Source organism: Plantibacter sp. CFBP 13570 (genome assembly GCF_014841395.1).
GTDB lineage: Bacteria > Actinomycetota > Actinomycetes > Actinomycetales > Microbacteriaceae > Plantibacter > Plantibacter auratus.
Window position 1 is genome coordinate 1 of record NZ_JACYTW010000077.1, and the last position, 13,318, is coordinate 13,318.

The 13,318-nt window shown below is 68.6% G+C and carries 12 protein-coding genes; 6 read left to right on the forward strand and 6 right to left on the reverse strand.

What is annotated here, in order from left to right:
- The 3 genes from IFT89_RS17770 to IFT89_RS17780 form a co-directional block, all read left to right on the forward strand.
- The coding region (locus tag IFT89_RS17770) for a MinD/ParA family ATP-binding protein (RefSeq protein WP_202939623.1) at positions 1-863 on the forward strand (863 nt) is incomplete at its 5' end.
- A gap of 209 nt (positions 864-1,072) precedes the next feature.
- A complete protein-coding gene (locus IFT89_RS17775; RefSeq protein WP_086474006.1) occupies positions 1,073-1,408 on the forward strand; it encodes a histone-like nucleoid-structuring protein Lsr2 in 336 nt (111 codons plus the stop codon).
- A gap of 140 nt (positions 1,409-1,548) precedes the next feature.
- Positions 1,549-3,048 carry a sensor histidine kinase gene (locus tag IFT89_RS17780; protein ID WP_079002802.1) on the forward strand — a complete coding sequence of 500 codons (1,500 nt, stop codon included), beginning with the start codon at positions 1,549-1,551 and terminating at the stop codon, positions 3,046-3,048.
- A gap of 77 nt (positions 3,049-3,125) precedes the next feature.
- Here IFT89_RS17780 and IFT89_RS17785 read toward each other — a convergent pair whose 3' ends face one another.
- Complete coding sequence (locus IFT89_RS17785) at positions 3,126-3,374, reverse strand: WhiB family transcriptional regulator (RefSeq protein WP_056012627.1); 249 nt, start codon at positions 3,372-3,374, stop codon at positions 3,126-3,128.
- Between the two features lie 193 nt (positions 3,375-3,567).
- Here IFT89_RS17785 and IFT89_RS17790 point away from each other — a divergent pair, with 193 nt between their 5' ends.
- Positions 3,568-3,993 (forward strand): hypothetical protein, encoded by a 426-nt coding sequence (locus tag IFT89_RS17790; RefSeq protein ID WP_137243338.1) that lies wholly within the window; start codon positions 3,568-3,570, stop codon positions 3,991-3,993.
- Positions 3,994-4,031: 38 nt separating this feature from the next.
- Here IFT89_RS17790 and bcp read toward each other — a convergent pair whose 3' ends face one another.
- From bcp to aroA, 3 genes are read right to left on the reverse strand one after another with little or no spacing between them, the layout of a single operon-like run.
- Positions 4,032-4,511 carry a thioredoxin-dependent thiol peroxidase gene (gene bcp / locus IFT89_RS17795; protein ID WP_079002800.1) on the reverse strand — a complete coding sequence of 160 codons (480 nt, stop codon included), beginning with the start codon at positions 4,509-4,511 and terminating at the stop codon, positions 4,032-4,034.
- 13 nt (positions 4,512-4,524) lie between these two features.
- Positions 4,525-5,586, reverse strand: a complete 1,062-nt coding sequence (gene rsgA, locus IFT89_RS17800) for a ribosome small subunit-dependent GTPase A (RefSeq protein WP_064295360.1) — start codon at positions 5,584-5,586, stop codon at positions 4,525-4,527.
- A gap of 4 nt (positions 5,587-5,590) precedes the next feature.
- Positions 5,591-6,940, reverse strand: a complete 1,350-nt coding sequence (gene aroA / locus IFT89_RS17805; protein ID WP_086474004.1) for a 3-phosphoshikimate 1-carboxyvinyltransferase — start codon at positions 6,938-6,940, stop codon at positions 5,591-5,593.
- A 43-nt stretch (positions 6,941-6,983) separates the two neighbouring features.
- On the opposite strand from aroA, the gene IFT89_RS17810 reads away from it, so the two are divergent.
- Positions 6,984-7,673 carry a sigma-70 family RNA polymerase sigma factor gene (locus IFT89_RS17810; RefSeq protein WP_079707243.1) on the forward strand — a complete coding sequence of 230 codons (690 nt, stop codon included), beginning with the start codon at positions 6,984-6,986 and terminating at the stop codon, positions 7,671-7,673.
- On the forward strand, positions 7,670-7,921 hold the full coding sequence (locus IFT89_RS17815; RefSeq protein WP_079707242.1) for a zf-HC2 domain-containing protein: 252 nt from the start codon (positions 7,670-7,672) through the stop codon (positions 7,919-7,921). The genes IFT89_RS17810 and IFT89_RS17815 overlap by 4 nt, the downstream gene beginning before the upstream one ends.
- A 16-nt stretch (positions 7,922-7,937) precedes the next feature.
- Here IFT89_RS17815 and IFT89_RS17820 read toward each other — a convergent pair whose 3' ends face one another.
- Both IFT89_RS17820 and IFT89_RS17825 read right to left on the reverse strand, forming a co-directional pair.
- Positions 7,938-9,641: a cation:proton antiporter gene (locus IFT89_RS17820; protein ID WP_202939624.1), complete on the reverse strand. Its 1,704-nt coding sequence runs from the start codon at positions 9,639-9,641 to the stop codon at positions 7,938-7,940.
- Between the two features lie 142 nt (positions 9,642-9,783).
- On the reverse strand, positions 9,784-13,318 hold a 3,535-nt coding region (locus IFT89_RS17825; RefSeq protein WP_202939625.1), incomplete at its 5' end, for a multifunctional oxoglutarate decarboxylase/oxoglutarate dehydrogenase thiamine pyrophosphate-binding subunit/dihydrolipoyllysine-residue succinyltransferase subunit.

Below are 13,318 nucleotides of genomic sequence, written 5' to 3' on the forward strand. Positions count from 1 at the left end.
CGGCCGGATCGCCCGGCACGACCACCGTCGCCGCGGGCATCGCCAGCGAGCTCGCCGCGCGCGGACGCCGGGTCGTCCTCATCGACGCGGACACCTACGGGTCGTCCGTCGCGGCCATGCTCGGCCTCCTCGATGAGGCACCCGGGTTCGCCGCGGCCTGCCGGCTGGCCGGAAGTGGAGCGCTCGACATCGAGCAGCTCGAGCGGATCGCGGTCGTCCATCCGTCGCCCTCCGGCGCGTTCCGGGTCCTGACCGGCATCTCACGTGCGGCACGCTGGACGGAACTGTCGACGGAACGCGTCGCGACGACCATCGAACGGTGCCGGGCGTGGATGGACGACATCGTGATCGACACGGCGTTCTGCCTGGAGGCGGACGAGGAGATCTCGAGCGACCTGTTCGCGCCCAGACGGAACGGGGCGGCGTTCGCCGTCCTCGGGTCCGCGGACCGGGTGGTGGAGGTCGGTGCGGCCGACCCGGTCGGGGTCACGAGGCTGCTCCGCGGCCACGCGGAACTCGTCGAACTCGTCGACCCGTCGCGCATCTCGGTGGTGGTGAACCGGCTGCGTGGCGTCGCGCTCGGTACCGGGCCGGCCGGTCAGTTGGCGTCCACGCTCTCCCGCTTCGGCGGGATCGAGGCTGCCGCGCTCCTGCCCGAGGACCAGCGGGTGGTGGACGCCGCGGTGATCGCGGGGAGGAGCCTCCGCGACCAGGCCCCGCGCGGGGCGCTTCCCGTCGCGTTGCGGCGGTTCGTGTCCACCGTCCTCGACCAGGAGCCGGCGCCGGTGCGGGACCGATCGCGGCGCTCGGCGGGTGGAGCACGCGGGCGTCGTGCGCGGAGTCGGTCACGCCGAGCGCAATAGTCTCGACGGAGTCACTCAATACAATTGGGTGATCAACCGAATATGCATTTGCTCGCCGATATATGCATCTGCATTCTTCTCCGATGCATCGCTATCCGTTGGGTGATGAATTACTCCGGTATCGTGTCGGTATTCAGATTCGCTTGGTGAGGTTCGATATGATCGGATAACCGTCGGACTCACCACGGATATCTTCAGGAGGACCCCCCATGGCTCAGAAAGTCATCACCACATACATCGACGATCTCGACGGCAGCGAACTCGCTTCTGGTGCAGGAGAGACCGTCCGGTTCGCGATCGACGGAACCGAATACGAGATCGATCTCGGTGCAGACAATGCGAACAACCTCCGCGAGTCGCTGAAGCCCTACATCGGAGCCGGACGCCCGGTCAAGCGTGGGCGCCGCACCTCGAGCACCAGCACCCGCAACAGCGCCGAGAACCTCGCCGCGATCCGCGAGTGGGCCGCGAAGAACGGGCACGCCGTGTCGTCGCGCGGACGCATCCCCCAGGCGGTCCAGGACGCTTACCGCGCAGCCAACTGACACAGTCACGTCCGGCGACGGCGCTCAGTGGCCCCCCACGGGCCGCTGAGCGCCGTCGCCGTTCCATGCCTGCCCTGCCAGTGGTCATCGGGGCACGCCCGGCGCACTCGGTGTCGGCCGGCCGAGCCTAGACTGGAATCGTGTCGACGCTCAGTGATCTCGTTCTCGCCCAGGGCCGCTCCAGTGCGGCCGACGTGGAGTGGCTGCACATGCTGCTCGCGGACAGCCAACTCCTCGCGGATCTGGCGTTCGCCGATATCGTCATCTGGGTACCGACGGATTCCGGCAGTTTCATAGCGGTCGCGCATTCGCGTCCGTCGAGTGCCGCGACACTCTTCTATCGCGACTTCGTCGGCCAATCCATCAAGCAGGAATGGCGTAAGCAGGTCACCGACTGTTTCGAGAGCGGACGGATCATCGAGTCGTCCGCGCCGGACTGGTACGAGGAGACCCCGACCAGGGTTCGTGCAGTGCCCGTCGCCCGGCGGATATCGCCGACCGAGACGACCAATGCCGACGGACCGATCGCGGTCATCACCCGCCACACCAATCTCGGTGAGGCCCGTACGCCGAGCCGCCAGGAACTCACCTTCAACGACTGCGCGAGTGACCTGTTCGAGATGATCGCAGTGGGCGACTTCCCCGATCTCGGAGCGCCGACCGGACCACGCCGGGGCGCGCCGCGCGCGAGCGACGGCCTGATCCGTCTCGATGTCGACGGCACCGTCACCTTCGCCAGCCCCAACGCGCTCTCGGCCTTCAACCGGATCGGATTCGCCGAGGAACTCGAGGGCGAGTCGCTCGCGGACGTCACGACCCATCTGCTCTCCGGGACCGGGACCGTCACCGTCGACGAATCGCTGCCACTCGTCGTCACCGGTCGGGCGCCCTGGCGGACCGACATCGAGGACAAGGGCGTGACGGTCTCCCTCCGGGCGATCCCGTTGCGCAGCCGGGGCGAGCGGGTGGGTGCGATCGTGCTCTGCCGCGACGTCAGCGAACTGCGTCACCAGGAGCAGGAACTCATCACCAAGGACGCGACGATCCGCGAGATCCACCACCGGGTGAAGAACAACCTCCAGACCGTCGCATCGCTCCTGCGGATCCAGGCCAGGCGGACGCACTCGGAGGACGCCCACGACGCCCTCACACAGGCCATGCGGCGCGTGGCCGCCATCGCGGTCGTGCACGACACGCTGTCCGAGGGGCTCAATCAGAACGTCGACTTCGACGAGGTCTTCGAGCGCGTGCTCCTGCTCATCGCCGAAGTGGCGAGCTCGCACAACACCACGGTCCGCCCGAAGTCCTCCGGCTCCTTCGGCGTGCTCCCGAGCGAGTACGCGACGCCACTCGCCCTCGCGCTCACCGAACTCGTCACCAACGCGGTGGAGCACGGCCTCAACGGCCGCGACGGCGACGTGGAGATCACGGCCGACCGCACGGACGAGCTGCTGAGCGTGCAGGTCCGCGACAACGGCGTGGGGCTCCCGGAGGGGAAGGTCGGGTCCGGCCTCGGCACCCAGATCGTGCGGACGCTCATCCAGGGGGAACTGGGCGGGACGATCGACTGGCACACGCTCATGGGGAGCGGAACCGAGGTCACGATCGCGATCCCGATGCGCTGGGTCGCCAAGAGCTGAGGTCCTGGGCCGTCGCGAACGGCCGCGGACATGCGAGAACCCCGGGGCCGTTCGGCACCCGGGGTTCTCGTCTGCGACTAGGAGGCGCGGCGGGCGCGAGCCGCGCGACGCTTGAGGGCGCGGCGCTCGTCTTCGCTGAGGCCGCCCCACACACCGGAGTCCTGGCCGGTCTCGAGCGCGTACTGGAGGCACAGCTCCGTGACACTGCAGGTGGCGCACACGGCCTTCGCCTTGTCGATCTGATCGACCGCCGGACCGGTGTTCCCGACCGGGAAGAACAATTCCGGGTCGACGGTCAGGCAGGCAGCTTTATCGCGCCAATCCATAGGGGAGCTCCTTTTATTGCATGGTGAGATTTCTTCAACCGAGTGAGGGGTCTCGGGAAGCGAAAGCCGAAATGCGAGGGGGATGATCGTCCGGGATTCGGGATCTGTCCACACCCTCGTGGACCTCATGTCGGCCTCAAACATGGTTTCATATCGGTAAGAGCAAATCAATAGTCAAGTTTGGGTGAACCCTGTGAGTACCGATCGAAACGCCGCCTCCGCTCCGAACCCGGAGGAGCGTCGTCGTCCGGCGGTGCTGGCCTTCATCGTCCTGCTCGTCGCGGAGGCGTTGCTCATGATCGGGCTCTCGGCCTGGTTCCTCTTCGAGCTGGTCGCGGCGACGCCGGCCTCGTTCACGAGCGCACTGGCGATCTTCGTGATCCTGCTCATCGCCACGGCGTTCGTCACGGCGCTCGCCCTCGGCGCGATCCGCGGACGGAGCTGGATCCGCGGGGGAGCGGTCACCTGGCAGCTCGTGCAGATCGCCGTCGCCGTCGGCGCGTTCCAGGGGGTCTTCGCGCAACCCGCGATCGGGTGGTTCCTGCTGTTGCCGTCGCTGGCCGTCCTCGGGCTCCTGTTCACGCCGGCCGTCGCCGCCGTGACCCGACGCGAGATCTGAGCGCGACGCGTCGGTCCTGATGGTCCAGCCGCGACGCGTCAGGCGTCGAGGCCGAGAGCCTTACGGAGGCTCTTCACGTGGCCGGTGGCCTTGACGTTGTACCGGGCGAGGGTGAGGGTGCCCGTCTCGTCGATGACGAACGTCGACCGGAGGACGCCCGTGACGATGCGTCCGTACGAGTTCTTCTCACCGTAGGCTCCGTACGCCTGGTGGACCGTCAGCTCCGGGTCGCTGAGGAGCGGGAACGTGAGCCCGTCCTCCTCCTGGAAGGCCTTGAGCTTCTCGACGGAGTCCTTCGAGACGCCGAGCACCACGTACCCGGCACCGCTGAGCGATGCGAGGTTGTCGCGGAAGTCGCACGCCTGGGTGGTGCAGCCGGGCGTCATCGCGGCGGGGTAGAAGTACAGGATCACCCGCCGTCCGGCGAAGTCGGACAGGGACACGCTGGTGCCGTCCTGGTCGGTCAGGGTGAACGCGGGGGCCGGGTCGCCGGCGGAGAGACGGAGGGGTTCAGGCATACCCCAAGCCTAGTCAGGAGTACTGGTCGGCTTTGATCGTCGCGAAGGTCCCCAGCAGCCGCTGGAGCGAGTCGAGGCGCGCGGGGCCGTTCTCTCCGAGCCGTCCCTCGGCCACGGCCTCGATGATCGCGCAGTCGGGGGCGTCGGGAAGATGGGTGCAGCCGCGCGGGCACTCGAGCGCGATCTCCGCGAGGTCGGTGAACGACTTCAGGATGTTGGCGGTGTCGACGTGTCCGAGACCGAACGAGCGGACGCCCGGGGTGTCGATGACCCACCCGGATCCTCCGGGCGCCTCGATGCGCAACGAGACGGTCGACGAGGAGGTGTGGCGGCCACGCCCGGTGACGACGTTCACATGCCCTGTGGCGCGCTCAGCGGTCGGGACGAGGGCGTTGACGAGGGTGGACTTGCCGACGCCCGAGTGGCCGACGAAGACCGTGTCGTGGCCGATGAGGGCCTCGGTGATCTCGGCCAGGGGGACGTCGTCCTCCCGGCTGCGGAACACGCGCAGGCCGAGCCCGGCGAAGTTCGCGAGGAACTCGTCGGGGTCCTGGAGGTCCGTCTTCGTGATGCAGAGGATCGGGGTGATCCCCGCGTCGTAGGCGGCGACGAGGTAGCGGTCGACGAGGCGGGCCCGTGGTTCGGGGTTCGCCGCAGCCACGACGATGAGCATCTGGTCGGCGTTGGCGACGACGACGCGCTCCATGGCGTCGGTGTCGTCGCCACTGCGGCGGAGCAGCGTCGTGCGCGGCACGATCCGCACGATGCGCGACAGCGTGCCCTCGGCACCCGAGGTGTCGCCGACGACATCGACCCGGTCGCCGGTCACGATGGCCTGCTTACGGAGTTCACGAGCGCGGGTCGACGTCAGGACGCGCTCCTCGGGCGTGCCTTCGTCGAGGAGCACGGTGTAGCGACCGCGGTCGACCGCGAGGACGCGTGCGGTCAGTGCATCGAGGTGCTCGGGCCGCGTCTTCGTCCGTGGGCGGTTCGCCTTCGGGTTCGGCCGCATCCTGATGCTCGACTCGTCGAGTTCCGGCTCGTCGTCGTCGACGCCGTCGTCCCACCAGCTCATCGGCTCAGCCCCCGAGCATCGCGTGCCACAGTTCGGTGAACTGTGGGAGCGTCTTCGCGGTCGTGGCGACGTTCTCGATGGTGACCCCGGGCACGACGAGACCGAGGATCGCTCCCGTGGTCGCCATGCGGTGGTCGTGGTAGCTCGACCACTCGCCGCCGTGGAGGGGGCGCGGTTCGATGCGGAGACCGTCCGGCAGCTCCGTGACGGCGCCACCGAGCTTGTTGATCTCCGTCGCGAGGGCCGCGAGGCGGTCGGTCTCGTGGTGACGGATGTGCCCGATGCCCGTGATGGTCGACGGTCCGTCGGCGAGTGCTGCGAGCGCGGTGAGGGCGGGCGCGAGCTCGCCGCCGGTGGTCAGGTCGAGATCGACCGCGGTGATCCGTTCGCCGCCGGTGACGGTGAGGCGGTCGCCGTCCAGGGTGACCGTCGCGCCGAAGCGGGGCAGGAGGTCCGCCAGGTCGGCACCGACCTGGGTGGTGGAGGCGGGCCAGCCGCGGAGCGTGACGCTCCCGCCGGTGACGAGCGCCGCAGCGAGGAACGGTGCGGCGTTGGAGAGGTCGGGCTCGAGGTCGACGTCGAGCGCGGCGATCGTGCCGGGGGCGACGACCCACTCACCGACGGCGGGTTGTTCGACGGTGACCCCTCGGGCCGCGAGGGCCGCGATGGTCATCTCGATGTGCGGCAGGCTCGGCAGACGCTCGCCCTCGTGGACGAGGTGGAGGCCCTGCTCGAAGCGGGCTGCGGCCAACAGGAGGCCGGACACGAACTGGCTCGACGACGACGCGTCGATCGTGAGCTTGCCACCCGTGACCGTGCCCGTGCCGTGCACCGTGAAGGGGAGCGCCTTCCGGCCGTCGTCGCTGATGTCGACGCCGAGCGCCTGGAGCGAGCCGATCATGGTGGCCATCGGCCGGTTCCTGGCCGAGGGGTCGGCGTCGAAGACGGTCGGCCCGAGGGCGAGGGCGGCCAGCGGCGGGACGAACCGCATGACGGTGCCGGCGAGCCCGCATTCGACGGTCGTGCTGCCGAACAGCTCGCCCGGCGTGACGAGCCAGTCCTTGCCGAACGCGCCCGACGCCGGTCGCTCGACGATGGTGGTCCCGAGTGCGCGCAGCGCCTCGACCATGTTGGTGCTGTCCATCGAGTGGAGCGGGGCGCGCAGCAGGGAGGGCCCGTCGGCCAGAGCGGCCAGGACGAGCTCGCGGTTCGTGAGCGACTTCGAGCCCGGGAGCGAGACGGTCGCATCGACCGGACCGCCCGCGACGGGCGCCGGCCAGGCTGCGTCGTCGTGCTCGGGTTCGGCATCGCCGTACACGTCGAAATCTGGTGCGGAATACGGATTGGTCAACATTGGTTCCAACAGTAGTCGGGGTCGAGAGCAGAAGGAGGAGCGGATGTCCACAGCGGTACTGGAACGACCGGTGACGGAGGCCGATCACGGCCGTCTGGCGCTGGCCGTAGACTGGCCGGTGATGACCTCCGTCGACCCAGAAGCCCTTCCGGCCGAGCCGGACCCCCGATCACTGTTCGAAGCACAGGCACTGCCGTTCATCGATCAGTTGTACGGCGCTGCCATGCGCATGACGAAGAACCCGTCGGACGCCCAGGACCTCGTCCAGGAGACGTTCGTGAAGGCCTTCGCCGCGTTCGCGCAGTTCGAACAGGGCACCAACCTCAAGGCGTGGCTCTACCGCATCCTCACGAACACGTACATCAACACGTATCGGAAGAAGCAGCGCGAGCCGTACCAGGGCACCATCGATGACCTCGAGGACTGGCAGTTGGGCGGCGCCGAGTCGATCAGCGCCACCTCCAGCCGCTCCGCCGAGGCCGAAGCGATCGATCATCTGCCGGACAGCGACGTGAAGAACGCGTTGCAGGCCATCCCGGAGGACTTCCGCCTCGCGGTGTACCTCGCCGACGTGGAGGGCTTCGCCTACCAGGAGATCGCCGACATCATGAAAACGCCCATCGGGACCGTGATGAGTCGTCTGCACCGTGGCCGACGACTCCTCCGCGACCTGTTGGCCGACTACGCCGAGTCCCGGGGGTTCACCGTGACGAAGCAGGGGAGCAAGAAATGAGCGACTGCGGCTGCGACAAGGCCAAGAAGGACCTCGAGGAGTACCTCCGTCACGAGGTGTGCACGACCGAGGCGGCCGACATCCGTGAGCACCTCGCGAACTGCCCGGAGTGTCAGAACGAGGCGCTCGTCGCCCAGACCCTCACCGAGGCCGTCCAGCGGGCGTGCAAGGAGACGGCACCCGAAGACCTGAAGAACCAGGTCCTGGCGTCGCTGCGGGCCACCCAGGCCACCCACGAGAGCGCCTGACGGCGGACCGACCGCATCAGCCTGCGCCGTCGAGGCGTGACTCCTCGACGTCCAGCATGCGCTGCGCCTTCGCCAGCACCTCGGAGGAGTAGCTGCCGGTCGCCCGCGCATCGAGGAGCGCATCGCGTTCGGCGTCGAGCACTCGGCGTCGCAGCTGTCGGAACTGCTCGTGCGGGCCCACGCCGGCATCGGTGCGTTCCGCCGCCGACTCGACGCGGATGAGGCTGCTCGTGCGCACCCGGTCGACGACCGCGGTGTCGAACGGTTCACCGCCGTCCGTGCGCAGCTGCGGATCGTCGAGGGCGGCCACACCGACGGTCGAGATCTCCTCGACCAGACCGGCCAGCTCCGCCATCGCTGCCTGCTCGTCCGTCCCACCGACCCGGGTCAGCCGGATGACGAGCGGGAGGGAACCGCCCTGGAGCAGGAGGGTGACGATCGCGACCGTGAACGCGATGAGGACCAGCTCCGCCCGATACGGGGTGTCGAGCGGGAGCGACTGCGCGGCGGCGATCGTGACGACGCCACGCATCCCCGCCCAGGCGAGTACCGCTCCACCCCGCCATCCGAGTCCCTCGCGTTGCAGGAAGTCCAGGTCGGCGCTCCGCCGGGCGATCGACCTCGAGAAGGCGGCCTTGCGTTTGGCTGAGCGCGCGTTCTCCGTCGGATGCTCCTCGAGGCGTGCGGAGACCTGCTCCAGTCTCGGCCGCCGGGCGAGGGCCTCCCGTTCGTCGCGTCGCAACGACCAGACGAGGACGCCGACGAACACGATGCGGACGACGATGAGGGTGATGGCGGTCAGCAGACCGAGGCCGATCGACGACCAGATGCCGAGGTCGTCCTGCTCCACCTGCGAGACGATGGCCTCGAGCTCGAGCCCCATGAGCAGGAACACCCCGTTCTCGAGGAGGAACTGCGTCGTCCGCCAGTTGATGCGTTCGCTGATGCGGTCCTGGGCGGTGAAGTACTTCGCGCTCTGATGCCCGGTGTAGAGTCCGGCGACCACGACCGACAGGACGCCCGACGCGTGGAAATGCTCGGCAGGGAGGTACGCGATGAACGGCACGGCGAAGGAGATGACCGTCGTCAGGACGGGGTCACCCAGGCGGGACCGGATCCGGACCGTGATGAACCCGACGACGATCCCGATCGCGATCGCGAGCGCCACGGCATAGGCGAAGTCGCCAAGGACGCCCCACAACGAGACCGTGCCGGCGGTCGCGGCGATGGCGGAGCGCAGGAGGACGAGGGCCGAGGCGTCGTTCACGAGGCTTTCGCCCTCGAGGACGCTCACGAGGCGCGACGGCATGCCCAGTCGCTTACCGATGGAGGTCGCGGCGACCGCGTCGGTCGGGCTGACGACGGCACCGAGTGCGATGCCGGCGGCCAGGCTCAGGTCGGGGAGGATCGTCGACAGGATCCAACCGATGAGGACCGACGACACCACGACGAGGACGACCGAGAGCCCGGAGATCGCTTTGAGGTTGCGGCGGAAGTCGACCAGCGGGACGTTGACGGCAGCCGAGTAGAGCAGCGGCGGCAGCACCCCGGCGAGGATCCACTCCGGCTTGACCTCGACGTCCGGCACGAACGGCAGATAGCTGAGGGCGAGGCCGACCAGGACGAGGATGAGCGGGGCTGCCACACGCAGCTTGTTCGCGAAGCGGGCCACCGCGACGATGGTCACCACCGCGACGACGGCGAGGAATGCGAAGTCCATGGCGTCAGCCTATTGGCGGTGGCTCACCGCCCACTCACGGATCGCTGTCGCCGTGCTGACCACCAGCCTCCAGACGACGACGCAGACGACGACGACGACCGCCTGTCGGAACAGGCGGTCGTCGTCGGTCGTGCGGCTGAGGTCAGAGCGCCAGCGCGGTGCGGAGGAGCTCCGCCTGCTCGGCGGCGTGACGCTTCGCCGAACCCGTGGCGGGCGAGGCGGACGCGGTGCGCGACACGTTGCGGATCGTCCGACCCTCGAGGTGCTTGGCAGCCTCCAGGCAGATGAACGGCCACGCGCCCTGGTTCTCCGGTTCGTCCTGCACCCACACCAGTTCGGCGTTCGGGTACTGCGCGACCACGGCGTTCAGCTCGGCCACCGGGACCGGGTAGAACTGCTCGACGCGGACGAGGGCGATCTCGTCGTTCGGCTGCTTCTGCAGCTCGCTGAGGAGGTCGTAGTGGATCTTCCCGGAGTGCAGGAGCACCCGCTTGACCGCGGCCTTGTCGGTGATCCGTGCGTCGTCGATCACCGGCTCGAAGCGGCCGGAGGTGAAGTCCGCCACCGGGCTGGTCGCGCCACGCAGACGCAGCATCGCCTTCGGGGTGAAGACGACGAGCGGCCGACGCGGGCGTGCGTACGCCTGGCGACGCAGGAGGTGGAAGTACGACGCGGGGGTCGACGGCCGTGCGACGGTCATGTTGTCCTCGGCGCAGAGCTGCAGGAACCGCTCGATCCGCGCGGACGAGTGGTCGGGGCCCTGGCCTTCGTAGCCGTGGGGGAGGAGGAGCGTGACACTCGACCGCTGCGACCACTTCTGCTCGGCGGAGGAGATGAACTCGTCGATGATCGTCTGCGCGCCGTTGGTGAAGTCGCCGAACTGCGCCTCCCACAACACGAGCGCGTCGGCGCGTTCGACCGAGTAGCCGTACTCGAAGCCCATGACCGCGTACTCGCTGAGGAGCGAGTCGTAGATCCAGAAGCGGGCCTGGTTGTCGCTGAGGTTCGCGAGCGGCAGCCACTCCTGGCCGTTGACCCGGTCGTGGAGGACGGCGTGACGCTGCACGAAGGTGCCGCGGCGGGAGTCCTGTCCGGACATCCGCACCGGGGTGCCCTCGATGAGTACCGATCCGAGCGCGAGCAGTTCTCCGAAGCCCCAGTCGATGTTGCCGTTGCGGCTCATGTCGAGACGCTTCTCGAGGAGCTGCTGCACCTTCGGGTGCACGGTGAACCCGGCGGGCTTGTTGTTGAACGCGTCGCCGATGAGCTGCACGACGCCCTCGGAGACACCGGTCGTCTCGAGTTCGCCGGAGTAGCCGTCCTCGTCGAGGACCTCGGTCGGGATCGGCGTCGGCGAGGTCTGCTCGGCGTGCGTCTCCATGAAGGCGCGCTCGAGGCGGTCCTGGAAGTCGCGGTGCGCGGCCTCGTACTCCTCCTCGGTGATGTCGCCGCGGCCGACGAGCGCCTCGGTGTACAGCTTGCGGACGGAGCGCTTCGCCTCGATGAGGCTGTACATGAGCGGCTGCGTCATCGACGGGTCGTCGCCCTCGTTGTGGCCGCGTCGGCGGTAGCACACGAGGTCGATGACGACATCGCGCTTGAACTCCTGGCGGTATTCGAAGGCGAGCTCCGCGACCCGCACGACGGCCTCGGGGTCGTCGCCGTTCACGTGGAAGATCGGCGCCTGGATGGTCTTCGCGACGTCGGTGTTGTAGATGGAGGAGCGGCCCTCGCCAGGAGGCGTGGTGAAGCCGACCTGGTTGTTGATGACGACGTGGACCGTGCCGCCCGTGCGGTAGCCGCGCAACTGAGACAGCTGCATCGTCTCGAGGACGACGCCCTGACCGGCCATCGCCGCATCGCCGTGGATGAGGATCGGGAGGGTGCCGAACGCGCCGATCGGCCCGCGGTCCTGCTTCGCGCGGACGATGCCCTCGAGCACGCCGTTGACGGCCTCGAGGTGCGAGGGGTTCGCTGCCAGGTAGACCGGGATCTCGCGGCCGTCCTCGGCCTTGAAGGTGCCCTCGGTGCCGAGGTGGTACTTCACGTCGCCGGAACCGTGGCTCGCAGGGTCCTGCGTTCCCTCGAACTCGCGGAAGATCTGACCGTACGTCTTGCCGGCGATGTTCGTGAGGACGTTGAGGCGGCCGCGGTGGGCCATACCGATCGCGACCTCGTCGAGCTGGGCCTGCGACGCACCCTGGAGGATGGTGTCGAGCAGGGCGATGGTGGACTCGCCGCCTTCGAGGCTGAAGCGCTTCTGGCCGACGTACTTCGTCTGCAGGAAGGTCTCGAAGGCCTCGGCCTCGTTGAGCTTGCCGAGGATGCGCATCTGCTCGTCGTGCGTCGGCTTCTCGTACTTGCGCTCGACCTTGCTCTGGATCCACTTGCGCTGCGCGGGGTCCTGGATGTGCATGTACTCGATGCCCGTGGTGCGGCAGTACGAGTCGCGGAGGACGCCGAGGATGTCGCGCAGCTTGGCCGTGCGGGCCGAGCCGAAGGCGCCCGTGACGAACTCGCGGTCGAGGTCCCAGAAGGTCAGGCCGTGGGTCTCGATCTCGAGGTCGGGGTGCGAGCGCTGCACGTACTCCAGCGGGTCGATGTCGGCCATGAGGTGGCCGCGGACGCGGAACGCGTTGATGAGCTCCTGGACGCGGGCGGTCTTGTCGACGGCGTCGGCGAGGTCGACGCTGATGTCGGGCGACCAGTGGATCGGGTCGTACGGGATGCGGAGCGCGGCGAAGATGTCCTGGTAGAAGCTGCGGCTGCCGATGAGCAGCTCGTGGACGACCTTGAGGAACTCGCCCGAGCCGGCACCCTGGATGACGCGGTGGTCGTAGGTGCTCGTGAGGGTGATCGTCTTGCCGATCGCCAGCTCGTTGAGCGTGCGCTCGGAGGCGCCCTGGAACTCGGCCGGGTACTCGAGGGCGCCGGCGCCGATGATGCAGCCCTGGCCCTTCATGAGACGGGGGACCGAGTGCACGGTCCCGATGCCACCGGGGTTCGTGAGCGAGATCGTGACGCCCTGGAAGTCGGCTCCGGTGAGCTTGCCCTTGCGGGCGCGGGTCACGAGGTCCTCGTACGCCGAGAGGTACTCGTTGAAGGTGAGGGTGTCGGCGCGCTTGATGCCCGGCACCATGAGGGCGCGGGAGCCGTCGGGCTTCGGGAGGTCGATGGCGATGCCGAGGTTGATGTGCGCCGGGGCGACGACCGTGGGCTTGCCGTCGGCCTCCTCGTAGTAGACGTTCTGGCTCGGGAAGTCCTTCAACGCCTGGATGAGGGCCCAGCCGATGAGGTGGGTGAAGCTGACCTTGCCGCCTCTGGCGCGCTTCAGGTGGTTGTTGATGACGATGCGGTTGTCGATCATCAGCTTCGCCGGGATGGTGCGCACGCTCGTCGCGGTCGGGACCGTCAGGCTCGCGTCCATGTTGGTGGCGAGCGACTTGGCCATGCCCTTCAGCACGGTGACCTTGTCGACGTCCTCCGGAGCGGGTTCGGTCTGGTCGCTCTTCGGCTGCTGGACCTGGTTCGGGCTCGTCATCGGGGCGTCGGCCGGGATCGGGGCCGGCTTCGCCTGGACCGAGGTGGTGCGCGCGACCGGCTGCGCGCCGATGACCTGGATCGGGGCCGTCGGCGGGTTGACCCGGGCCGCCGCCTCGTCCGCCGCCGCAGGGGTG